General features: G+C 36.7%; 20 protein-coding genes and 2 tRNA genes. 21 read left to right on the top strand and 1 reads right to left on the bottom strand.

Annotated features, from left to right (window positions below; genetic code table 11):
• The first annotated feature begins 23 nt into the window (after positions 1–23).
• The 5 genes from WKK_RS02230 (at position 24) to WKK_RS02210 (ending at position 2,991) form a co-directional block, all read left to right on the top strand.
• Positions 24–95: transfer RNA gene (locus tag WKK_RS02230), tRNA-Glu, on the top strand.
• 118 nt (positions 96–213) lie between these two features.
• A complete protein-coding gene (locus tag WKK_RS02225; protein ID WP_013989319.1) occupies positions 214–936 on the top strand; it encodes a DUF4811 domain-containing protein in 723 nt (240 codons plus the stop codon).
• A gap of 24 nt (positions 937–960) precedes the next feature.
• Entirely contained in the window at positions 961–1,668 is a 708-nt protein-coding gene (locus WKK_RS02220) for an FGGY family carbohydrate kinase (RefSeq protein WP_013989318.1), read from the top strand.
• A 361-nt stretch (positions 1,669–2,029) separates the two neighbouring features.
• Positions 2,030–2,848, top strand: coding sequence for an exodeoxyribonuclease III (locus WKK_RS02215; protein ID WP_013989317.1), 819 nt, complete (start codon positions 2,030–2,032; stop codon positions 2,846–2,848).
• 71 nt (positions 2,849–2,919) lie between these two features.
• A tRNA-Glu gene (locus tag WKK_RS02210) sits at positions 2,920–2,991 on the top strand.
• 161 nt (positions 2,992–3,152) lie between these two features.
• Here the strand turns inward: WKK_RS02210 and WKK_RS02205 are convergent.
• Positions 3,153–4,145, bottom strand: coding sequence for a LacI family DNA-binding transcriptional regulator (locus WKK_RS02205; protein WP_013989316.1), 993 nt, complete (start codon positions 4,143–4,145; stop codon positions 3,153–3,155).
• Positions 4,146–4,267: 122 nt separating this feature from the next.
• On the opposite strand from WKK_RS02205, the gene WKK_RS02200 reads away from it, so the two are divergent.
• The 16 genes from WKK_RS02200 to WKK_RS02125 all read left to right on the top strand — a co-directional run bounded on the left by WKK_RS02200 (position 4,268) and on the right by WKK_RS02125 (position 24,284).
• The gene (locus WKK_RS02200; protein ID WP_013989315.1) at positions 4,268–5,020 is read left to right on the top strand and encodes a sugar phosphate isomerase/epimerase family protein; all 753 of its coding nucleotides are present in this window, start codon (positions 4,268–4,270) and stop codon (positions 5,018–5,020) included.
• Position 5,021: 1 nt separating this feature from the next.
• Positions 5,022–6,299 carry a hypothetical protein gene (locus tag WKK_RS02195; RefSeq protein WP_013989314.1) on the top strand — a complete coding sequence of 426 codons (1,278 nt, stop codon included), beginning with the start codon at positions 5,022–5,024 and terminating at the stop codon, positions 6,297–6,299.
• Positions 6,300–6,330: 31 nt separating this feature from the next.
• Positions 6,331–7,284 carry a sugar kinase gene (locus tag WKK_RS02190; RefSeq protein WP_013989313.1) on the top strand — a complete coding sequence of 318 codons (954 nt, stop codon included), beginning with the start codon at positions 6,331–6,333 and terminating at the stop codon, positions 7,282–7,284.
• Between the two features lie 15 nt (positions 7,285–7,299).
• Positions 7,300–8,232, top strand: coding sequence for a phosphoglycerate dehydrogenase (locus tag WKK_RS02185; RefSeq protein WP_013989312.1), 933 nt, complete (start codon positions 7,300–7,302; stop codon positions 8,230–8,232).
• 251 nt (positions 8,233–8,483) lie between these two features.
• On the top strand, positions 8,484–9,155 hold the full coding sequence (locus tag WKK_RS02180; RefSeq protein ID WP_006845875.1) for a histidine phosphatase family protein: 672 nt from the start codon (positions 8,484–8,486) through the stop codon (positions 9,153–9,155).
• A gap of 4 nt (positions 9,156–9,159) precedes the next feature.
• Positions 9,160–10,443, top strand: coding sequence for a GTPase HflX (hflX, locus tag WKK_RS02175; RefSeq protein WP_041942385.1), 1,284 nt, complete (start codon positions 9,160–9,162; stop codon positions 10,441–10,443).
• 355 nt (positions 10,444–10,798) lie between these two features.
• Positions 10,799–12,520 carry an ABC transporter ATP-binding protein gene (locus tag WKK_RS02170; protein WP_006845873.1) on the top strand — a complete coding sequence of 574 codons (1,722 nt, stop codon included), beginning with the start codon at positions 10,799–10,801 and terminating at the stop codon, positions 12,518–12,520.
• A complete protein-coding gene (locus WKK_RS02165) occupies positions 12,520–14,301 on the top strand; it encodes an ABC transporter ATP-binding protein (RefSeq protein WP_013989310.1) in 1,782 nt (593 codons plus the stop codon). Before WKK_RS02170 ends, WKK_RS02165 begins: the two co-directional genes overlap by 1 nt.
• Positions 14,302–14,605: 304 nt before the next feature.
• A complete protein-coding gene (locus WKK_RS02160) occupies positions 14,606–16,600 on the top strand; it encodes an ABC transporter ATP-binding protein/permease (RefSeq protein ID WP_013989309.1) in 1,995 nt (664 codons plus the stop codon).
• 216 nt (positions 16,601–16,816) lie between these two features.
• Positions 16,817–18,247 carry a dipeptidase PepV gene (gene pepV / locus WKK_RS02155; protein ID WP_006845870.1) on the top strand — a complete coding sequence of 477 codons (1,431 nt, stop codon included), beginning with the start codon at positions 16,817–16,819 and terminating at the stop codon, positions 18,245–18,247.
• 112 nt (positions 18,248–18,359) lie between these two features.
• Positions 18,360–18,929 carry an nSTAND3 domain-containing NTPase gene (locus WKK_RS02150; RefSeq protein ID WP_013989308.1) on the top strand — a complete coding sequence of 190 codons (570 nt, stop codon included), beginning with the start codon at positions 18,360–18,362 and terminating at the stop codon, positions 18,927–18,929.
• 113 nt (positions 18,930–19,042) lie between these two features.
• Positions 19,043–19,777 (top strand): amino acid ABC transporter ATP-binding protein, encoded by a 735-nt coding sequence (locus tag WKK_RS02145; protein WP_041942384.1) that lies wholly within the window; start codon positions 19,043–19,045, stop codon positions 19,775–19,777.
• Between the two features lie 75 nt (positions 19,778–19,852).
• A complete protein-coding gene (locus WKK_RS02140; RefSeq protein WP_013989306.1) occupies positions 19,853–20,686 on the top strand; it encodes a transporter substrate-binding domain-containing protein in 834 nt (277 codons plus the stop codon).
• Positions 20,683–21,327 carry an amino acid ABC transporter permease gene (locus WKK_RS02135; RefSeq protein WP_013989305.1) on the top strand — a complete coding sequence of 215 codons (645 nt, stop codon included), beginning with the start codon at positions 20,683–20,685 and terminating at the stop codon, positions 21,325–21,327. Before WKK_RS02140 ends, WKK_RS02135 begins: the two co-directional genes overlap by 4 nt.
• Positions 21,328–21,332: 5 nt before the next feature.
• The gene (locus WKK_RS02130) at positions 21,333–21,989 is read left to right on the top strand and encodes an amino acid ABC transporter permease (protein ID WP_013989304.1); all 657 of its coding nucleotides are present in this window, start codon (positions 21,333–21,335) and stop codon (positions 21,987–21,989) included.
• Positions 21,990–22,262: 273 nt separating this feature from the next.
• Positions 22,263–24,284 (top strand): DHH family phosphoesterase, encoded by a 2,022-nt coding sequence (locus WKK_RS02125; protein WP_006845864.1) that lies wholly within the window; start codon positions 22,263–22,265, stop codon positions 24,282–24,284.

Below are 24,284 nucleotides of genomic sequence, written 5' to 3'. Positions count from 1 at the left end.
TTAAGGCGACAACAAGTAATTATGGCTCATTGGTCAAGCGGTTAAGACTCCGGTTTTTCACACCGGCATCCAGGGTTCGACTCCCTGATGAGCTATTATTAAAACGACATCTTTGGAAACAATGATGTCGTTTTTTTTATACAAATTATACATTGAATTATAATATGGTATTATTATAATTAAGATCTACATACCCAAACTGAGAGGTTAAAAATGTTAATTTTATTATTTATTGGGGCTGTTTTGCTAGTCCTGGCTGGAATCACGTATTTTCGGCGTAAAATCATTCGTTGGAGTTTATTAATTATTGGAATTATTTTATTGGTAGCAAGTGGGATTGGTGTTTACATGGCCCCCTCGCATCATTTGTTTATGAAAAAACAAGTTATAAATAAAACAATTAAGATGGATGCTAAGACGGTCGTTAATGATAAATCATTTATTGTTACTACGAGTGCTAAGAATTCAAAGTTTGAATATCATTACAAGTGGAAAAATAAAAGTTATCGAATTACGCCTAAAACGGGCACGACTAATGTGGTGAAGGGTTCCACTGCAGCCATTAAAGAAAATATTAGTAATTATCAAGCTAAAAACTTCTTTGATAAGTTCATGTTAGTTGGATTACCAACAAGTACAGAACCTGATGTTAAATATACGTTCGTCTTGCCAGATAATTGGTACATCATTTCTAGTGAACAAGACCAACAAATCCAAGATAAAGTTAAGGATTCAAAATCTGGTTTAGAAGATAAAATTAAAGAAGATGTTACTTCAGCTGTAAAAGAAGAAGTCAAAAAGAATTCGGATTACTTAAATGATAAGACGGCCCAAAAAAAGACCCAAGATGAAATTGTTAAATCAGTGACGAGCGATATCGATAAAAATCTTGATAATGATGTTAATAATATGTTGAAAGATTGGCATTTAAAGTAGTTAGTTAAATGGGAGTGTCTTAGGATGAAATACACATTAGAAATTAGAATGGCCGGCGAACGGATGGTTGGAATTATCGAAGATGAAAATGGTAATCAACAAGAAGTTAGTGAATTTTATCAACAGACTTGGTCAGAACAATTGAACGAGATGAATTTAAAAGCTATGGGAAGTTTCTTTCAAATGTTTGTTCAAAAAATAACGAAGAGTTTACCCCAACGTTCTGATATCACTACGATTCAGTTACATGATAATATCGATGGGTGGGCATTTTTAGATAAAAATGGTCAAACTTTACAGAGTGCTAATTTTAAAAATGAATTATTACCTACGTTTACTGGCTATCTAAAAGCGATGCGCTTGAATGGAATTGTTGGACAATTGGAACGCAAAGCAGGCGCTGAATTTTCGGTAAATACGCCTTTGTTAGCGGCGCTTTGGTTCAAAAATGAGCATGCTGATCAATATGAAAAATTAGCCTATTTTGTTAGCTTTCAAGAGTATTTACATTATCTCTTCACAGGAAAAAATCAAATTATGCCACATTTAGCGGCACGGACTGGTTTATATGATTTAAGACATAATGGATGGGATCCTCAAGCTTTAGCCTTTGTTGGATTTAATGAAAAAATGTTACCAGACGTGGTGAAAGTGGAAGATTTTGAAGATCAGATTATACCTGAATTTTCTAAAAAATTAGGTTTGAATAAGGATACCAAAATTAAGTGGTAGAGCGTATAATATAATTGTTACCGGGGATGCAATTAGTCAAGGAAGTAAGGAGCCTAGGATTGTTTGATTTCGATCAAAAGGGTGCGATGCCCTGTTGTCCGGTAACGGCTAAGCTTGAGAGGTGAAGGACTCAGGCTTAGTGGGAGAATGGTCAAGTGTGATTACTTGACCAGATGGAAAAAGGTCTAGTTGTCGTGGTGGATCAACTAGACTATATGGTGGAATTAAGATGGGGACATCTTATATAAAAGCACACACTCATTTAGTGAGAAGTGCTTTTTTTAATGCCTAAATTAACTTAACTTGCACAACTCATTTAATTTGGTATGCTTAATGCAAAGTTAAATTAGGAGGTATAGTTATGGAATTAATATCATGGAATATTGATAGTTTAAATGCAGCTGTGGAACATAAATCAGCTCGTGGGGAAATGACGTGGGCAGTCCTACAAGAAATTGCAGCCCAAAAGCCAGCGGTCTTTGCGATTCAAGAAACTAAGGCCAAAAAAACGGGATTAACGAAAAAACAGACAGAAACCATGGCAGAATTGTTTGCAGGTTATTATCAATATGCCAATATTAGTACTGGCCGTCCGGGATACGCCGGAACAATGATGTTAAGTCAAAAGGAACCGGTCAGCGTAGAATATCCAACGATTGGTGCACCAGGTGAAATGGATTTAGAAGGACGTATTATCACTCTCGAATTTGATGAATATTTTGTAACGACGGTTTATACGCCAAATTCTGGTTCGGAATTAGGTCGACTAGAAGATCGTCAGGCATGGGATCTCGCCTTTAAAGAATACTTACAGACTTTGGACCAACAAAAGCCTGTTATTGTTAGCGGCGATTTTAACGTGGCACATCAAGATATTGATTTAAAGAATCCAAAAAGCAATCACCATTCAGCTGGCTTTACCGATGAAGAACGGACTAGTTTTACCGAACTTTTGGCAGCTGGGTTTATTGATACATTCCGAACATTGAGTCCAACGGTAGAGCAAGTGTATACGTGGTGGGCTCAAATTAGTCGCACTTCTAAGCAAAATAATAGTGGATGGCGAATTGATTACTATCTAGCCTCAAATCGATTAAAAGATAAATTAAAAGGTTTTAAAGTTCTAGATACAGGTGCACGGAAAGACCATGCCCCTATTAAAGTTGTTTTTGATTTTTAATAGGTAAAAGTGTTGACTAAACCTTGATGTTCCTGTATATTTATATATTGTTGTTGAGTAATCAACTCAATGGCCCAATGGTCAAGTGGTTAAGACGTCGCGTTCTCAGCGCGGAATCCAGGGTTCGACTCCCTGTTGGGCTATAATAGTATATTTTAAAAAATCGTTGTTCAGCGTTTATCGTTGATATGACGGTTTTTTTGTATCCTTTTCGGTTGGGATGGGTGTGACCAAATACGGTCATTTTTGAGATTAGGTCATAAAAAAATCACCTTAGCGCAATGCGTAAAGGTGATTTTTTTATTTAAATTGATTCACGAAGTTCAATCGTAGCGGGAATTCGCATATTTTCGATGGATAGAGGAGCGTTATTTTGTAAGTTAGATAGTAGCTGATCAGCAGCTGATTGCCCAATTTGGAGTGGTTCTTGTTTGATCACTGAAATTCCTGGTTGAATTAGATCAGCGAAGTTATCATCATCATAACCAATTAATCCAACATCGTCCGGATATTGAATATGTTTAGTTTGTAGGTAGCGAACAACTTCCCATAAAACCTGTCCATTTAAAGCAAAAATAGCACTTCTAATATTTTTTTGAATTAGAGAAGTTAGATGAGTCTGCCAAGCATCATCTAGATCAATTTCAATCAAAGTCACTGCAATTGATGTGTCAAATAGAGCATTGGACAAACCATCGAAGCGATTCATACGACTGCTTATTCCAGAAATTTTATTAGCTATGACAATCACTTGTTCGTAAGATTTTGCTTGAATTAAATCAGCAATTTCTAGTGATTTTTGAAAATTATCGGACACTACAGCCGGAAAAGTGAAAGGTTCTACATATCGATCTACTTGAATGACTGGAAGATTACGCTCAGTTAATAATTGATATTGTGCTGGAAGATGAGATAAAGGCTGCAATATTATCCCATCAACATTTTCATTTAATAACATTTGTAGATTACTCAATTCTCGTTCGATATGATTATCAGCATCCATAATTAACAGTTGATAGTTGGTATCTAAAACAGCTTGACTGATTCCTTTCAATAGTCTCGAAGTATATAAATTTGATAAGTCGGCAACCGAAATACCAATGGTTAATGATGAATTGGTTTTGAGGGTTTGAGCTTGACGATTAGGTTGATAACCATAGGATTTAATTGTTTCTTCAATTTTAGTTTTTGTTGCCTCTGACATATTTTCATATTTTTTATTTAAAAAACGAGAAACTGTTGTTTTTGAAACATTGGCACTTTTGGCTATTTCATTAATTGTAATTTTTTTATTCATAGGGTAATTATACGATAAAAGCGTAATCAGTGGTTGACAAAAACAATGTAAGCGATTACTATTACCATGTAAACCGGTTTACGAAACCGGTAAACTAAAAAATATACATATGAGGTATTGTAATGATTAATTCAAAGATTGTTTTAAACAACTTAGTGTTCGCCCAACAAAAGGATGCGGGAATGAGTCAATTAGAGATGTTAAAAATTGTTCAAAAATTAAAGGTTACTTCAGCTGAATTACGGCGGGAATATTTTGACAATATTGAAGAAGAAATTTTACCAATTCTAAAATTCATGAAAAACGTACCATTGCGATTATTTTATTCAGTTCCAGATGCATTATTTGTACACGGAGAGTTAAATTCAAAATTAGATCAATATTTTGAGGAAGCTAAACAGCTTAACATTTATGCGATTAAATTTAATATTGGTGATTTTCAAGGCCTTACGGGAGCGATTATAACCAAATTAACAAACTTGATTGATACCGGAATTCAAATCAATGTTGAAAATGATCAAACGCAAGAGTCTGGCCGTCTGAATGTAATGCGCAAATTTATGCAGGTAGTAACTGATGCCGGACTATCAATTGGTTATGTTTATGATATGGGAAATTGGCGTTTTGTAGGAGAAGATGAATTAAAAGCTGCACAGTCATTAGCAAAATATGTTCGTTATATTCATGTTAAGGATGGTCAAGGATTTGAAAGCTCAGCTCGAACGCTGTTATTAGGAAAGGGTGAGATAGATTGGAAAAATATTTTAATGATTTTACCTCATGATGTACCGGTTGCTTTGGAATATCCTACACCAGATATAGCAGCTATTGAAAATGGAATTGACATGTTAAATGATTATTTAGGAGATCGTTGATATGACTAACATAATTATTAGTAGTTTATTATTAATTACTTTTATCCTGTTTATTGGATATATCATTAAAGGTGGTAACCTCTTAATTGGCTTCTTTGTTATGACGATTCTATGGTCAGTTATTGGTCTAGTACCTTTACCTACTTTTATGCAAAAGGTTATTGCTGAGCCCGCTTTGAATTATGGACCAACTATTATCTATATTGTTTTTGGATCATGGTTTGGACGAGTGTTGGTTGAATCGGGAATTGCTGCATCAATTTCATCACAAACTGAAAAAATTGGACGAAAAGCGCCAGTTATTGCAACCATCTTGATTGTTTTAGTTACCGCTTTAATTTTCTCATCAGCTTATGGGGTTGGTTCGGTCATGGCAATGGGAGTAATTTTAATCCCTATTATGTTGTCAATCGGGGTCCCTAAAAAAGTTGCCATTCCTGCCTTTACCATGGCAATTGGGGCTCCAATGTATATTAATGTGGTTTTGTTTAATCAAATTAAAGTTTTCTTTCCATCAGTTAGTTTTTCTGGTAAATATTTAATTTTTGGAATAGTAGCGATGTTGATTCAATTAACTGGGGTTATTATTTTTATTGTCTTAAACCGAAAAAGTATTGAAGACGATAACATTGAAGTATTAGATGTCGAAATCAGTCAAAGTGAAATTAAAAAGGTTAGCCCAATTACTTATTTGATCCCAATCCTACCAGTGGTTTTTAATATGGTATTTCATTGGGATGCGATTCCATCATTATTGTTAGCTACTATTTTGGCTTTATTGATGACGGGTAAAATGCATTCATTTAAAATTTTTATTGATTTTATAAACATGACAACAACTAAAGCAATTAATGATATTTCCGGTTTGATATTCTTCTTGATGTCTCTGATTATGTTTGTTGGATCAGCAACTATTAATGTACCTCGTTTCAAAGGGATGATTGAGGTTATTGTACCCCATAGTCCATTAGTTTTGGCAATAGCTATTGGTATTTTAGCGCCATTAGCTTTGTTCCGTGGGCCACTCCATGTTTGGGGTGCGGGAGCAGCTACCGCTTCAGTATTAGCTGCAACTGGAATATTTCCAGCTAGTTTATTATTACCATTGTTATATACGGCAAGTATTATGGCGGTTTCAATTGACTTAACTCAATCATGGAATACTTGGGCACTGAACTATTCGAAACTAGAGGCTAAAACCTATTTGAAGATGGGTGTACCAGTAATGTGGCTTGTATCTATTGTCAATGCGATGTTGGGCTTTGCGTTTTTCGGATAATTAATTAAAAATTTTGAGGAGATTTAAGAATATGAGTGAATTAATAACATTAGGAGAGCCAATTGTTACGTTTATGTCTAAAGACTTAGATCAAGGACTTGTTGATAGTATTAACTATTATAAATTTCTAGGTGGTGCAGAGTTAAATGTTTTGATAGGGGCTAGTCGTCTAGGGCATACTACGGACTATATATCACAGGTTGGACAAGATCCATTGGGGGATTTTGCAGTAAAAGAAATTCAAAAATATGGGGTGGGTAATAAATATATTTCAGAGGATCCAACGAATTGGACAGCTTTTCAATTAAAAGAATTAATTAGTCAAGGTGACCCTAAAACTAGTAATTTCCGACGTAATTCGGCTGCTGCTCATTTAACACCTGAAAAAATGGATCAAATTCATTTGACTGATGTTAAGATGGTACATTTATCAGGTATCTTTCCAGCAATATCAGAACAAGCTGAAGAAACTTTTCGTCATTTTGCTAACATGGTTGTGGAAAATGGAATTATGACTACTTTTGATCCTAATTTGCGGCCAGCACTATGGACATCAGAATCTAAAATGATTCAAACCATTAATGATTTGGCTAAATATGGTGAGATTATTTTACCGGGTATTAATGAAGGTGAAATTTTGGTTGGGAGTCGAGATCCTGAAGTGATTGCTGATTTTTATTTGAACAATAGTGATTTAACTCATACAGTCGTGGTGAAATTAGGATCTGCTGGAGCATATGTTAAAAAAAGTGATGGATCTAGTTACACCGTTGATGGTTTTAAGGTTGGTAAGGTGGTTGATACGGTTGGAGCAGGGGATGGCTTTGCTTTAGGCCTGATTACTGGATTGTTGGAAGGCTTATCAATGAAAGAGGCTGTAATTCGTGCGAATGCGGTGGGAGCTTTGCAGGTTCAAACCATGGGCGATAATGATGGTTACCCAAATAAACAACAATTAACGGAATTTTTAAATAATAATAAATGAAATGGGGTAAATGAAATGTCTAAAGTATTATTACCAGATACGATTCCGTCTGAAGGTGAACAAATTTTTAATGCGGCTGGAATTGAAATAATTCATGGAACGGGTCGTAGCGCAGAAAAAATGATGCAAGAAGGTTCAGATGCTTCAGCCGTCTTGATTGGAACTCAGAATTTTGACGCTCAAATTATGGATTCGATGCCAAATTTGAAAGTTATTGCTCGAAATGGAGTTGGTTATGACGCGGTTGATATCGATGCAGCAACTGCTAGGAATATTAAAGTAGTCAATACACCTTTTGCATTGAATGATTCTGTGGCTGAAACAGCGATCACAGAGTTATTGGCCATTAGTAAAAATATTTTCTGGGATACAAAATCGATTTATGATGGTCAGTGGAATTACAAAAAAACACATCCGGGAAACGATGTTTTTGGTAAAACTGTTGGAATTTTAGGTTTTGGGAGAATTGGGCATGTAGTTGCTGAAAAATTAGCTGGATTTAACGTCAAAATTATTGCTCATGATCCGTTTGCGAAAGCAACTGAGAATGTTGAAATGGTTTCACGTGAAGAATTATTTGTTATGTCTGATTATGTTTTGGTACATCTACCAGCAATAGATAGTACAAAACATTCAATTGGCATGGCCGAATTTAAAAAGATGAAAGAAACGGCCTATTTTATCAATATGGCACGTGGTGTAATCGTTGTTGAGCCCGAATTAGTACAGGCTTTGCAACAACATGAAATTGCGGGGGCAGCCTTAGATGTATTTGAGGAAGAACCATTATCAATGGATAATCCATTATTGGAATTAGATAATGTCCTTCTGACTCCCCATATCGCATCTAATACGATTGAAACGAAACGAAAAATGGCGATTGATGCTGCTAATGATATTGTCGCAATTCTGAACGGTGATTTAGCAAAGTCAGTAGTTAATCCATAATACTATATACTATTAGGGCCGGGACAAAATGTTCTGGCCTTTCTTGATAACTGAAATTAATAGTCATGGGGATTTTAGGTGACATTATTTTTATATTAAAATATACAAAACAATGCGAAAAACATTTTTAAAATTAGATCGGTAAAAAATATTGAATTTAACTAATTATAGTTAAGCATTGTGGTATAACAATGCGATTGAATATCAGAACATGATATAATAGTAGAAAAGCAACAGTTAGGGGAATAATTATGAGCTTTAATCTTTATTTAGTCCGACATGGACAAACATATTTAAATAAATATAATCGGATGCAGGGGTGGTCTGATGCACCGTTGACTGATAAAGGAATTACAGATGGTTTGGCTGCTGGAAACCGGTTGGCTAACGTGAAGTTTGATCATGTTTATTCTTCTGACTTATCACGTGCAGTACACACTGCTGAATATATTATGGAGAACAATAAAGCTACAGATACTAAGTTGACTCCTACACAATTACCAGAATTTAGGGAACAATTTTTCGGATCATTTGAAGGATTACCAAGTAGTGAATTAGCGGCTGATATTAAAAAACGTTACAATCTTGATAATGTTGCGGATTATGGGGATTTGATGAAGGCAATGACACAAGAAGAAGTTCTGGATGCAATTGCGGCGGCTGATGCTGAGGGGGATGCTGAGGATGCCAGAGCTTTCTGGCAACGTCTTGAAGCAGGTTTGAAATATTTAAAAGACCATACAAAAGATGGTGAAAATATTTTAGTAGTTGCACATGGAACGCTTATCCGGAATTTATCTGGAAAGTATGCTGGTCGGGAGTACACCTATTCAAGTATGTATAATGGTTCAATTTCAAAATGGGCCATTGATGACGACCAGATGAAATTAGAAGTTTTTAACGATATTGAGAAAGTATGGTGATCGAATGCATGAAAATGAGGAAAACCCTCGTGTAGCTGTCTTGTTAATCGGATTGGATCGAAATGATCCACAATTTGATTATCAAATGACGGAATTGGCTAATTTAACCGAGGCCAATCAGATGGAAGTTGTTTCTACGCTAACTCAAAAGTTAGATCGTCCTGTAGCAGCCACTTATTTTGGAAAAGGTAAAGTCGAAGAGTTAAAGGAAGCAGTTGCTTTTCATGAAGTAACGATGGTTGTAGCAAATGATGAACTATCACCTTCGCAAATTCGTAATTTAGAGGCACAAACTGGGGCTTCAATCTTAGATCGAACGGCTTTGATTTTAGATATTTTTGCTTCTCGAGCTAAAACTCGATTAGCTCAGTTGCAAATTGAAATGGCCCAACTGCAATATCAACTACCACGTTTGCGGACTAGTATGAATGTACGGTTGGATCAACAAACTGGTGGTGGGGGCGGTAGTTTTACCAGTCGTGGATCTGGTGAAACTAAGCTCGAAACGAATCGACGTTTAATTGAGCATCAAATTTCAATGATTAAAAAAGAAATTACTGAGATTGAAGCTGATGATCAAAATCGGCGCAAGTATCGCGATAAGCAGGCGATTAAGAGTGTGGCTTTGGTTGGATATACCAATGCTGGAAAATCCACTTATATGAATGAGCTTGTGAAGCGTTATGGTGAGAATCAAGAAAAAACGGTTTTCCAAGCTGACATGTTGTTTGCAACTTTAGAAACATCCGTTCGTAAATTGAATTTACCTGATAACCAAACTTTCCTCTTATCAGATACAGTAGGATTTGTTTCTAAATTACCGCATAATTTGGTGGCGGCCTTTAGAGCAACATTAGCAGAAGCGGCTCAAGCAGATGTATTACTACAAGTGGTAGACTATTCAGATCCAAATTACAAAGCGATGATGGACACAACCACCCAAACTTTGAAGGAAATTGGAATCACTGATCTACCAATGATTACTGTTTATAATAAGGCTGATCGGATGATTGATATTAAATATCCAGAACGTACTGATGATACGCTAATTTTGTCGGCATTAGATTCTTCATCATTAGATATGTTGGTTGATACTTTACATCAAAAATTATTCGCTGATTTGAAGGAATACACATTATTAATTCCTTTTTCTGATGGACAAATTGTTGCCGAATTAAATGATGACGCAAATGTTACTTCAACTGAATATTTAGAAGAAGGAACCCAGATGAAAGTTATCTTGACGCCCGTACAAGCGAGTCGTCTAGCACAATATATTCAAGAATAGTGCTTAGCATCAAAAGCGGTAGTGAAACTTGAACATTGTTTTTGGCTACCAATTTTACGAGAAGCATAGGGTAAATGTATAATTTTGCGTTTAAAAACGTTATATAGGTTGGATTGATAAAGTTAACAATGAAGCTCATATATTGGACGTTATTTAATCCCTTATATGAGCTTCATTTTTTATATTAATTACATTTAAAAAGGAGTGTGAATTTAAAATTGGGTGGCAATTTAATTTCACAAAAAGGTTATAACTAACTAACTTGAATTAATTTTATAAAAAGGTTAGACTAATCGATACTGTGTATTTTCAATTATTTATTTATTTATTCTAAACTAGATAAGGAGCATATTAGATGGATTTATTAAAACCTTATCTTGGTAAATATAAAGGGGATCTGGCTATCACTGTTATATCAGTAATTGTTATGGCCGGAGCTGCTTTATGGCAACCAAGATTACTACAAGAAGTCATGACGGCTATCACTCAAGATAAGATGAGCCGTGTTAATGCAATTGGTATTCAATTAATTGTGGTCGCTGTCATTGGGTTAATTGCTGGAACCGTAAATGCAATTTTTGCGGCAAAAGTGGCACAAAACATTGCAGCAGATGTTCGTGAAAAAACTTATCGTAAAATTCAGACCTTCTCTTTTGCGGATATTGAACGTTTTTCCGTGGGAAATTTGGTTGTGCGTCTAACTAATGATATTCAACAAATTCAAACATTAGTTATGACCTCACTTCAAGCTTTGCTTCGAATGCCTATTTTGTTTATCGGAGCTTTATATTTAGCCATTAAGACATTACCTGATCTTTGGTGGATCATTGTCATTATGGTTATTACCGTAATTTTAATTACAGCATTTGTCTTTGCTAAAATGGGACCTTTGTTTGGTAAAATTCAAGGATTGATTGAAAAAACGAATAACCTCGCTAAGGAAAATCTCCAAGGTGTACGAGTGGTTAAGTCATTTAATCAAGAGAAAAATGTCCAAGAAAATTTTGATGCGGCTTCTGGTGAATTGAATGATGTTAACGTTAAAATTGGTTATCTTTTCTCAGTAATGTCACCATTATTTACAATGGTTAGCCAATTGGCCATTGCTGGTTCAATTTGGTTTGTTGGAAATCAAGTTGGTAAACACCCACTTTGGATTGCTAGTGTTTCATCATTTACGAATTATTTGATGCAAATTATGATGGCCGTTATTATTGGTGGAATGGTGATGTCATTTGCGGCGCGTGGATTAGTTTCTATTAAGCGAATTAAAGAAGTGATTGATACTGAACCAACAATGACTTTTGAACAAGATGTACCAGAACAAGATTTGGTTGGATCAGTTGAATTTGATGATGTTTCATTTAGCTACCCTAATGATGATATGGTGGTCTTGAAAGATATTTCATTTAAGGCGCAAGCTGGTGAAATGATTGGAATTGTTGGAGCAACGGGTTCAGGTAAAACTACCTTAGCTCAATTAATGGCACGTCTTTTTGACCCTAGTAAGGGAACGGTCAAAATTGGGGGTGTTGATTTAAAGCAGGTTAATGAAAAGTCATTACGGCAAACTGTTTCATATGTTTTGCAACGAGCGACCCTTTTCTCTGGAAAAATTGCCGATAATCTACGGCAAGGGAAGAATGATGCTACTGAGCATGACATGAAGCGAGCAACAGAAATTGCTCAAGCTGCTGAATTTATCGAACGATATGAAGATGTATATGATCATCCGGTTGAGGAGCGTTCTTCAAACTTCTCAGGTGGTCAAAAACAACGTCTATCGATTGCTCGTGGAGTTATTGCTGACCCTAAGATTCTGATTTTAGATGATTCAACTTCTGCTTTGGATGCTAAGTCAGAAAAGTTGGTTAAAGAAGCTTTGGATCGTGATTTAAAGGACACGACGACCTTTATTATTGCTGAAAAGATTTCTTCTGTCATTAATGCTGATCGTATCTTAGTTTTGGATGAAGGAAAATTAGTTGGTATGGGAAGTCACCAAGAATTAATTAAGAATTCAGCGGTTTACCAAGAAATTTACGCAACACAAAAGGCGCAGGAGGTAAATAACTAATGGCAGATTTTTGGAAAGCAATTAAGTTCTTTGCACGATATTTCAAGCGCTTTAAGTTAGGCTTGTTCCTGGTGGTAGTTTTTACCATCCTTTCAACCTATCTTCAAGTTAAAGCTCCCGTTTATATGGGAAACTCAATTAAAGAGATGGGGAATTATCTCTTTGTTAAGTTGAATCCAATGACGGCAGCGAATGCCAGTTTAGACAAATTCCATCATGCATTATGGATGATGATTGCTTTTGTTTTGATGATGGCCGTTTCAATGTTGATCATGGGAGTGATTCAATCACTGATTTCAGCTCATTCTGTTAATGATATGCGAACGGGATTGTTTGCTAAGTTGCAACGCATGACAATTCGTTATTTTGATGAACACCAAGATGGTGAAATTTTGGCACGCTTTACATCCGATTTGGATAATATTTTCAACGCGATGAATCAAGCTATTTTCCAATTGTTTTCACAGATTGCATTGATGGTGGGAATCATTATTATGATGTTCCAACAAAATGTTAAAATGGCTTGGGTTACAATGGCATCAACGCCGGTTGCGTTGTTAATTGCCATTTTGGTAATTATCCAAGCTAAAAAATATGTTGATTTGCAACAAAGTGAAGTTGGGCATTTGAACGGTTACATTAATGAACAAATTAATGGGGAACGCGTGATTATTACCAATGGTTTGCAAGAAGAATCAATTGAACAATTTACAGAACACAATAATAATGTCCGTACAGCAACTTTTAAGGGGCAGGTATGGTCTGGAATTTTGTTCCCATTAATGTCTGGAATGAGTTTGATTAATACGGCAATTGTAATTTTCTTTGGTGGTTCTATGGCGTTGAATGGTGATTTATCACGTGCAACAGCCCTAGGTTTGATTGTGATGTTCATGTCATTTTCACAACAATACTACCAACCAATCACCAATATCACTTCAACATATAACATGTTACAATTGGCCATTACTGGAGCTCATCGTTTGTCAGAAGTCTTTGACCAAGTCGATGAGGTTACACCTGAAAATGGGCATGTGCTAAAAGGAATTGAAAAGCAAGTTAAGCTGGACAATGTTCATTTTGGTTACCAACCTAATCGAGAAATTTTGCATGGTGTCTCAGTTGAGGTCGATAAGGGTCAGATGGTGGCGTTAGTTGGTCCGACTGGATCAGGTAAAACGACAGTGATGAATTTATTGAACCGCTTTTATGACGTTGATGCTGGGTCAGTTTCATTTGATGGTGTGGATGTTCGTGATATGGATTTGAAGAGCTTACGAGATCATGTAGGAATTGTTTTGCAGGATTCAGTTTTGTTCTCCGGAACTATCCGGGATAACATTGTGTTTGGTAAGCCAAATGCTACCAATGAAGAAATGATCAGTGCAGCTAAACAAGCTAATATTCATGAATTCATTGAGACTTTACCAGATGGTTATGATACGAAGGTTGACGATGAAAATTCAGTCTTCTCAACTGGTCAGAAGCAATTATTGTCAATTGCTCGGACTATTTTAACCAATCCAGACTTGTTAATTTTGGATGAAGCCACATCAAACGTTGATACGGTGACGGAAGCTAAAATTCAAAAAGCGATGGAGGCTGTGATTCAAGGTCGGACCAGCTTTGTGATTGCGCATCGTTTGAAGACTATTTTGTCAGCTGATAAAATTGTGGTCTTAAAAGATGGTGAAGTGATCGAAGAAGGTAACCACCAAGAACTATTAGCTGAAAAAGGGTTCTATGCTGAGTTATATACCAACCAGATGGTATTTGAATAAAATTATAATCTGAAATGAATTGAAAAGGTCGAGACGATTTGTCCCGACCTTTTTCGCTTTATTTAGCCAATGTCAAAACATAGTTTGGGACTAATTTGGAATTAGCCAATATTTATTCCTAAATTACAAATTTATTTACTTAAAATAACGTAATTTTACTATAAAAAAATGTTAAAATGAGTCCAACTAAAAATTATACAAAGATTTCGATGTTTTTGACAGATAACTTTACAATTCTTTTAAAAGAACGTATAATACGAAGCTAAACTTATTGAATTAAAAATAAAGATAAAGAGGCATGTTTATGGCATATTTAGAACTAAGAGACATAAAGAAATCATATTTCTTAGGCCAAGAGGAATTTCCAGTTTTAAAGGGAATTGATTTAGATTTTGAATTGGGAGAATTTGTTTCAGTCCTTGGTGAATCTGGAGGTGGAAAGTCAACTTTGATGAATATCATCGGTGGCTTGGATCGTAATTTTGATGGAAGTGTTACCATTTCTGGTCAAAAATTGAATCACCGTAAAGAAAAAATGTTAGATGAATACCGTCGGGGAACCATTGGCTACATCTATCAATCATATAATTTGATTTCTCATTTAACGGTTTTGGATAACGTTTTGATTTCACTTGATATGACAACTATGAGTCATAGCGAACGTGAAGATCGGGCTAAGGAACTTTTGGAACGGGTTGGCTTGGGCGACCAAATGAAAAAACATCCTAATCAATTATCAGGTGGTCAGAAGCAACGAGTAGCGATTGCACGAGCTTTAGCTCCTGATCCTGAGGTCATTATTGCTGACGAGCCAACTGGGGCGTTAGACTCACAAAATACAGCAGATGTTTTGGCACTTTTGCAAGAAATTGCGGAAGATGGAAAACTTGTGATTGCTGTAACGCACTCTCAAGATGTTGCTAATCATGGAACACGAATTGTACATCTAGCAGATGGAAAAGTGGATGGGAATACCCGTATTCACGATGCTTATCCCGTTGGGCAAGGAACCTCCAAAATTGAATCAAAAGCCATGCCACTTTCAGCAAGTTTTCAAAACGCTTGGAAGCATTTCGCCCATAATTTCTGGCGTAATTCATTGATTATGATTGGAACGGCGATTGGATTGTTTGCCGTTTTGCTCTTTTCTGGAATTGGAAACGGGGTTAATGCCTACATCCAAAAGCAAGTGGGTGATTTAGCTAATCCAAATTATCCAACCATTATGAAAAATGTTGTAACCAACAAAGAGGCTAAAGGTAAGGAATCATCTGAATTGATGCAAAATACAATGCAGACCATGATGACTGACTATAAGAAAGCCACGATGTCAAATGATTACTTGAACAAGATGGCAGACGTTAAGCATGTTAAGAAGGTTAACCCTGGCTACATGTTTACTAACGTTACCGTTTCATATGATGGTAATGATATTCAAACGCCACAATATCAGAGTTGGACACCAGCCTATAGTGATTCAATCATTAAGGCCGGTCACACTCCTAAGGATGGCGAAATTGTCGTCGATAAGAAGACCTTTGCGCAAAAGGTGAGTCCTGATAATTGGAAGTCAATTGTGGGTAAGAATGTTAACTTGACCTTTATTGCTTATGATCAAAACAATGTTCCTAAGCCAATTACTAAGACCTTTAAGGTTTCAGGTGTAGCAGAAGCACAAACTGGAGCCATGGCTGCAACCAACGAAGCAACCATGCGTAAAGTTTTGGAAGAAGCCGGTGCTAATACTGATTATACTTATGCTTCAGTTAAAATCGATGATACCAAGAATGTTAAGGCTGCGGTGAAGGATATTAATGCGATCCAAGTAGATGGTCAAAAAGCCTTCTTAGCTATCTCAGTTGGTTCGATCTTAGACACAATTAATACAATTGTGAGCTTAGCTACAACTGTTTTGGCAGCAATCTCTGGAATTTCATTAGTTGTTTCAGCTTTGATGATTATTGTTACCATGTATATGTCAGTTTCTGAACGAACTAAGGAAATCGGAATTTTGCGCGCATTGGGTGAATCAAAGCGTGACATTCGTCGATTATTTACATCTGAATCAATTATTATTGGTTTGTTGTCAGCCGTCTTGGCCTTAGTAATAGCATATGGTCTTGGCTTTGCATTGAATGCTGCTTTGTATAAGATTGCGAAGTTTAACATGATTCAAGTCAGTGTCGGGAACGTGATCTTTACCATCGTAGTAGCTTTGGTCATTTCATTCCTAGCCGCTTTGATGCCAGCACGTCGAGCATCACGTTTGAACCCCATTGATGCTTTGTCTGCTGATTAATCTAAAATAAAATATGTATAACTAATTTGTTAAACCTATCTTGGTCAAATTTTTTGACTGAGATGGGTTTTCTTATTTGTATGGTACTAATTTTTAGACAGGTTTTAGAACGATTAAATATTATTAATATAACGAATTAATTCTAAGAAGTTTTTGGAAAATTATCATAAAGAGTGTAAAATAAAATATAAGATCTATTTTAGAGGAGACTTACTAATGAATAACAAAAATGCATCAGAATGGCTCGCTGAGTCGCTTAAATATGAAGATGACTTATTGCGTGATTTAAAGACATTGTTGGCAATCCCATCAGTTCGTGATGATGAAGCAGCCACACCGGATGCACCACTTGGTCCTAAGACAAAAGAAGCACTTACAACTTGGGAGAGCATGGCTGAACGCGATGGTTTCCGAACAGGTGATTTCAAAGGTTTGGTTGGTTATGCCGAATTAGGGGATGAAGATACTGCTGAATCCATTGATGTGATTGGGCATTTGGACGTAATGCCTGAAGGAGAAGGCTGGACTAAAGAACCTTTCACTCCAGTGATTGAAGATGGACGCCTTTATGCTCGTGGGGCATCTGATGATAAGGGACCTTCAATGATCGCTTATTATGCTTTGAAGATGTTAAAAGATATGAATGTTCCTATGAAGCGTCGGGTACGTTTGGTAATGGGAATTGATGAAGAATCTGAATGGACAGGAATGGAAGAATTCTTCAACACCAAGGGTTACCCAACAATGGGATTCTCACCTGATGCTGAATTCCCTATTATTAATGGAGAAAAGGGGAACGTTTCACAAGTTGTTCGTTTTGCCGGAACCAATGGTGGAACTGTTGAACTACGCGATTTTAAAGCTGGACAACGACCAAATATGGTTCCTGGAACCGCCGTTGCGCATGTAACTGTTCAAGATCCACAAATGTTGGTTTCTGGATTGGAACGTTACTTGGCTGGTGAAAAGCGTGCTAAAGCTGAAATTGAAGTAGAAGGTCACTTAGCTACAATTACTTTCTATGGTAAGCAAGTTCATGGGGCTTCACCTGAAACTGGTTTGAACGCAGGAACATTCTTGGCCAACTTCCTACAACAATATGACTTTGGTGGAAATGCTAAGGGATTCTTAACATTCTTGGGAACTGCCGTTCATGATGATTCAACTGCTTTCCGTATCGGAGCATTGAAGCATGATGATTTGATGGGTGATCTATCAATGAATATTGGAATTCAACGCTTTGAAGCTGATAAAGATGGTTTCGTTAACTTGAACTTCCGTTACCCACAAAACACTAATCCGGAAGAAATTGGAAAGGCCGTAACAGGAGCATTGACTCCTGACTTTGACGCCACAGTGGCTGTTGAAGGTCATGCTCAAGGCCCACATTATGTTTCAGGAGAAGATCCACTAGTAACGACTTTGTTGGATGTTTACCGGAAGCATACTGGTTTGCCAGCTGCTGAACAAGTTATCGGTGGTGGAACCTTTGGCCGTTTGTTGGACCGTGGAGTTGCGTTTGGGGCTATGTTTGAAGGTGTACCGGATACAATGCACCAACCTGATGAATTTTACCCAGTAGCTGATTTGACACGTTCTATGGCGATCTTTGCGGAAGCAATTTATCGTTTAGCCAATGAAGCATAATTAAGTTTAAATATCAAAAGAATGAAATCAGACTAGGTCAGTAGAGCTTTGTTTCGCTGTGGCTAGTTTGGTTTCTTTTTTAAGAAAAAATTTAAGGTCAAGGATTGAAAGTATGACAAACGAAGAAGCGCAAAAAGTTTTAGTAATTACGGGAAATACTGGGACAGGGAAAACGACGGTAGCACGGTACTTAGCAGAAAAATATCATTTTCCTCAGGTGGTAACGCACACTACACGACCACCACGAGCAGGTGAAGCCGATGGACAAGATTATTATTTTGAGACGGAGGCTAGTTTTCCTAAAAATCATTATTTAGAGCAGGTAGTCTATAGTAATTATCATTATGGTTCTTCATACGAAGGCTTGAATCGGGCTTGGGAGAAAAACTCATTAATTACGATTGTTTTAGACACAGCGGGAGCTTTGACTTATGCACAACAATTGGGATCAAAGGTTGAGGTGCTCTATCTATCAGTTGAGAATGCGGCGGATTTAACACAACGATTGATTGATCGGGGAGACCAGTTAGAGCGGATTCAAAAGCGGATACAAAGTGCTGAATTTATTCGAGATTTATCAGTCCCTGATGCATTAAAACAATATGCGCATATGATTATTAATAATAATTGGGTAAAAACGCAAAAAGAAATCGACCGAATTATTAAAAATATGCTAAAATAAAGTAAGTAAAGTCGGGGATTGTTCTCGGCTTTTTTAGAAAAATTTGACAAATATAACATTTTTGTGAGAAATTATAAAATGTATTATTAATGAATTTTAAGGGGGATTTAATAATGTCAATGATTGAATTTAACCACGTTGGTAAGTATTATGGTGATTTTCACGCCTTGAAGGATATTAATTTAGAAGTTGATGCTGGTGAAACAGTTGTATTAATTGGACCATCTGGTTCAGGAAAATCAACGCTGATTCGAACCATCAATGGATTAGAACCAATTCAAGAAGGCCACTTAATTGTTAATGATTATGATTTAGCTGATAAAAAAACAGATATGAATAAAATTCGGAAAGATGTTGGAATGGTGTTTCAACATTTTAATCTTTATGCCAATAAAACGGTGCTAGAAAATTTGATGCTAGCACCGCGTAAAGTTTTGAAAATGGATGAAGCTGAAAATAAAGAAAATGCGATGAAACTATTGGAAAAAGTCGGATTAGTTGATAAAGCTGAAAAAATGCCATCTTCATTATCTGGTGGACAACAACAACGAATTGCGATTGCTCGTTCATTGGCAATGAAACCCAAAGCTCTTTTGTTTGACGAACCAACTTCAGCATTAGACCCGGAAATGATTAATGATGTTTTGAATTTGATGAAAAGCATCGCTGAAGATTCAGATATGACGATGCTAGTTGTAACCCACGAAATGGGATTTGCTAAAGAAGTCGCCGATCGGGTGATTTTCATGGCTGATGGCGAGATTTTAGAAGATACGCCGACCGCGCAATTCTTTGAAAAGCCAAAAGAAAAGCGGGCCCAGCAATTCTTGTCACAAATTAAACATTAATAAAATTAATGGTATTAGAATAATTTAAGCAGCGATATAGGAGCTAATTAATGGAAGATTAACTGGGGGAAGGCTATGAAAAATTTCATAAAAATTGGGAGTGCGTTGGCAATTGCCTTGGGATTAAGTTTAGGGTTTGGGAGCAGTGTTTCTGCTGATCAACAAAAAAACCAGGTGCTCGATAGGATTGAACATAAGAACAGAATGGTTTGGGGAACTAAGGCTGACACCAGCTTAATGGGTCTGATGAATATTAAGACTGGAAAAGTTGAAGGCTTTGATGTTGATGTCGCCAAAGAAGTAACCCGTCGCATTAATCCGCAAGCAAAAACTGAGTTTGTACAAGTGACATCAGGGACGCGAATTCCGTTGTTAATTAATAACAATATTGATGCTATTATTGCGACAATGTCGATTACACCGGAGCGTGCTAAAACCGTTGATTTTTCGAAACCTTATTTTAACGCTGGACAATCGCTAATGGTTAAAAAGGGTTCAGATATTAAGAATATTTCTGACGTCAATAATCGTAAGGTAACCGTATTAGGAGTGCAAGGTTCGACTTCGGTGGAAGAAGTTAAAGAAAAAGCTCCCAAAGCTCGAGTATTAGCTTTATCTGACTACGCTACTGCTTTGTCAGCTTTAAAAGCTGGGCAAGGGGATGTTTTAACGACTGATTCTGGTATTTTAGCAGGAATGGCTAAAGATGATACCAGTCTGAAATTAGTGGGTGGTAACTTCACGAATGAACCTTACGGGATCGCTATTGAAAAAAACAATCCCAAGTTAGTCAAAAAAGTTAATCAAGCGATTGACGCCATGCAAAAAGATGGCACTTATGCGCGCTTGATGAAAAAATGGTTTAGTGATGTACCGGGAATGGATTGGAAGGAGATGGCAAAGTTATGATTAATTTATTCAATACTTACAGTCATGAATTCTTAGTTGGTTTTGGTTGGACTTTGTTATCAAGTGTCATTGCTTTGATTGGTTCATTGATTTTGGGAACTTTTTTCGCCATTGTTGAAGTGATTCCTAATAAAATCACCCATTACTTAGCACGCCTATATATCGAAGTTTTACGAAATGTACCACTTTTGGTAGTGACGATGTTTTTCTATATTGTGATGGCCAGTGTTTTGAAAATTAATGGTTTTATGGCCGGAACGATTGGCTTGATGTTATACACATCAGCTTTCATTGCTGAGACTGTCAAAGCCGGTATTTTTGCTGTTGATCCAGGTCAGTATGAAGGTGCCCGTTCGAATGGATTAAGCTGGTGGGAGACGATGAGGATGATTATTCTACCTCAGGCGTTTAAATATGTGATTCCACCTTTGGGGAATCAATTTGTGAACCTTGTTAAGAATTCATCAATTTTGGCGTTCGTGGCTGGTTTTGATCTAATGTATCAAGCTAATCAAATTTCACAATTAACCTTTGATACTTTCAATCCATATATTATTGTGGGCTTGTTCTACTTAGTGATAACCATGCCTATCAGTTACTATATGCGCTATCTTGAAGATAAACTTGCACGGGAGGCCTAATTATGATGGATAACTTTATTCAAGCGTATTCATGGATTAACATGCGCTTTCTCTTAGAGGGAATGTGGGTTACGATCCAAGTAGCGGTAATTTCTGTAATATTAAGTTTTGTTATTGGGTCCATTTTAGGAGTGCTTCGTTATGCAAAAATTAATATTTTGTCAGGTGTTGTAGGATTTATCATTGATCTGATTCGAAACTTACCCCTTTTGTTGATCATCTTCTTTACTTATTTTGCTTTGCCAAAGATTGGTATTCAATTTAGTGTCATGGGTAGTACGGTTTTTGCCCTTACTATTTTTGAATCAGCAATGTTGGCCGAAATTGTACGAGGCGGAATTGTGGCGGTACCCAAAGGCCAATTAGAAGGCGCGCTTTCTAATGGTTTGACGAAAAAGCAGGCCCTCTGGCATGTTTTGTTACCACAAGCATACAAAAAAATGATTCCACCGATTATTTCGCAGTTTGTGTCTTTAATTAAAGATACTTCTTTGGCCACTATTATTATGTTGCCCGAAATGATGTATCGCGCGCAAATTATTTACGCTCAGCATCCGTCGGAAATCATTCCAATGTTCTTAATGCTCGCATTATTGTACTTTATCTTGAATTACTGTCTCTCAAAGGCGGGTCAAATCATTGATAAAAGAATGATTGTTTAAATTAATTAAATATTTTGAATTTTAAAAATATCAATATGAGGGGCTAAGACGAAATGTCTAGGCCTCTTTATTATTTCATGATAAAGATGATTGAATTTCAAACGGGTTATTCAATTTTTAACTAGCTTTAAACATGCAAAGTAGGCCTAAATAGTGTAGGAGCTAAGGCTTTGGCATTTCAAAGATTAATTTTGATTATTTATAGGGAACAAACGCATGTTTAGTGCTTCATGGTATAATAATAAAGATATTATTGTGAAGAGGAGACCAAAAATGAAACATTTTAGTCTGTTCCAGTCTTTGCCAGATTTTTTTCAAAATAAGCGTCTAACACTCTTAGCAATTTGGGTTACCGTGATGGCGGTAATTGGAACGGTGTTAGCTTTTAAAGCGAATATGGTGGTTGGGATTGTATGGGTTATAATTATTTTATGTGCCCTGGTGTTTGTCTTTAACACTTTAAAAATTATTGGCAGCGATACACAAAAATATATTGCAGGGCTTTCTTACCGGGTTAACCGTGGTGAACAGGAAGCCATTATTCAAATGCCTTTAGGGGTTATTTTGTATAATGAAGAATTTGAAATTGATTGGGTGAATCCTTTTATTCAAAGAATTAGTGAACAAGCTAATTTAATGGATCAAAAGTTAAATAAAGTTAGTTCGGTCTTGGATCGTGTCGTAAAGTCAGCCTCCAGTAAAGATCAGGATACTTGGCGCACGATTGATTGGTTGGGTCGCACTTTTGAAGTGCAGGTGCAAGTTGATTTGCGTGCGATTTATTTACGTGATATTACAGATATTGCACAAGTTCAACGTAAGTATGAAAATAGTCGGTTGTTTATGGGAATCGTTTCTTTAGATAATTTTGATGAAATTTCAGAACGTTTAAATGACGCAGAATCATCAACGTTACGTTCACACGTGACAACTATGCTCACAGATTGGATGGATCAACATGAAATTTATGTGCGACGGCTATCGCCAGATAAATACATGTTGATTGGTTATTATCAAGGACTGCGTTTAGCAGAAAAAGATAAGTTCAATATTTTGAAGAGTGTACGTGAAGATACTTCAAGTCAAAATATGCCAATTACTTTGAGTATTGGGATTTCATACCATGATGGTGACGTCATGAGTATGGCGAAAGCTGCGCAAACGCAATTGGATTTGGCTTTAGGACGTGGTGGTGATCAAGTTGTGGTTAAATCACCGCAACAAGATGCGCGTTTCTATGGTGGAACGACTAATCCAATGGCTAAACGAACACGTGTACGGGCCCGAGTTATTTCGCAAGCTTTGAGTGAACTAATCAATGCATCAGATCAGGTCTTTGTCATGGGACATGCACGCGGTGACCGAGATTCAATGGGAGCAGCATTAGGTGTACGACGCATTGCAAAGATGGTTGATAAGCCAGCTTGGATTGTTAGCGATCCAGATGAAAAACGGCATACTGATATGCAGATGTTATATAATGCAATTCATGAAGATGAACAAACTAAGGATGCTTTAATGAGCCCAGCGGATGTCATAGCACGAGCTACGGGTCACTCATTATTGATCATGGTCGATCACTCTAAACGTTCAATTACCGAGAGTAAAGAAGTTTATGATGCGCTGAAGGAACGTTTAGTTATTGTTGATCATCATCGTCGCGGGGAAGAGTTTCCTGAGAAATCTTTGTTGGTTTATATTGAATCATATGCGTCATCAACTTCCGAGTTGGTAACTGAATTATTTGAGTATCAGTCAAAGAATCGTCGTGGATTATCAAGAATTGAAGCAACTACCTTGTTAGCGGGAATTCAATTGGATACCAAGTCGTTTACAATCCGTTCGGGAACTAGAACTTTTGATGCAGCAAGTTATCTTCGCTCTGTGGGTGCTGATGGTAAACTAATTCAAAATTTCATGAAAGATTCAATGGAAGATTATCGTCAGCGCGCCGATTTAATTTCGCGCGCTCAATTCTTAGACAGCGATGCAATTGTTGTGGCTGATGATAAAAAATCATATGATTCCGTTTCGGTCGCTCAAGCAGCTGATTCATTATTACAAATTGTAGGCATTGAACGTTCATTCGTTGTTGCGCGTCGGGATGAAAAGACGATTGGAATTTCGGCTCGTTCAAACGGTGAGAAGAATGTTCAAACAATTATGGAAAAGTTAGGTGGCGGTGGTCATCTAAGCTTTGCTGCGACCCAAATTAATGGGGTAACCGTTGACGAAGCTGGACAACAATTATATGCTGTTTTAAAAGATGAAACACCACTTGATGAGGAGGAGTAA

This window comes from Weissella koreensis KACC 15510 (genome assembly GCF_000219805.1).
Classification (GTDB): domain Bacteria; phylum Bacillota; class Bacilli; order Lactobacillales; family Lactobacillaceae; genus Weissella; species Weissella koreensis.
The sequence above is the reverse complement of the archived record's forward strand: the minus strand, read 5'-3'. Positions and strand labels throughout refer to the sequence as shown.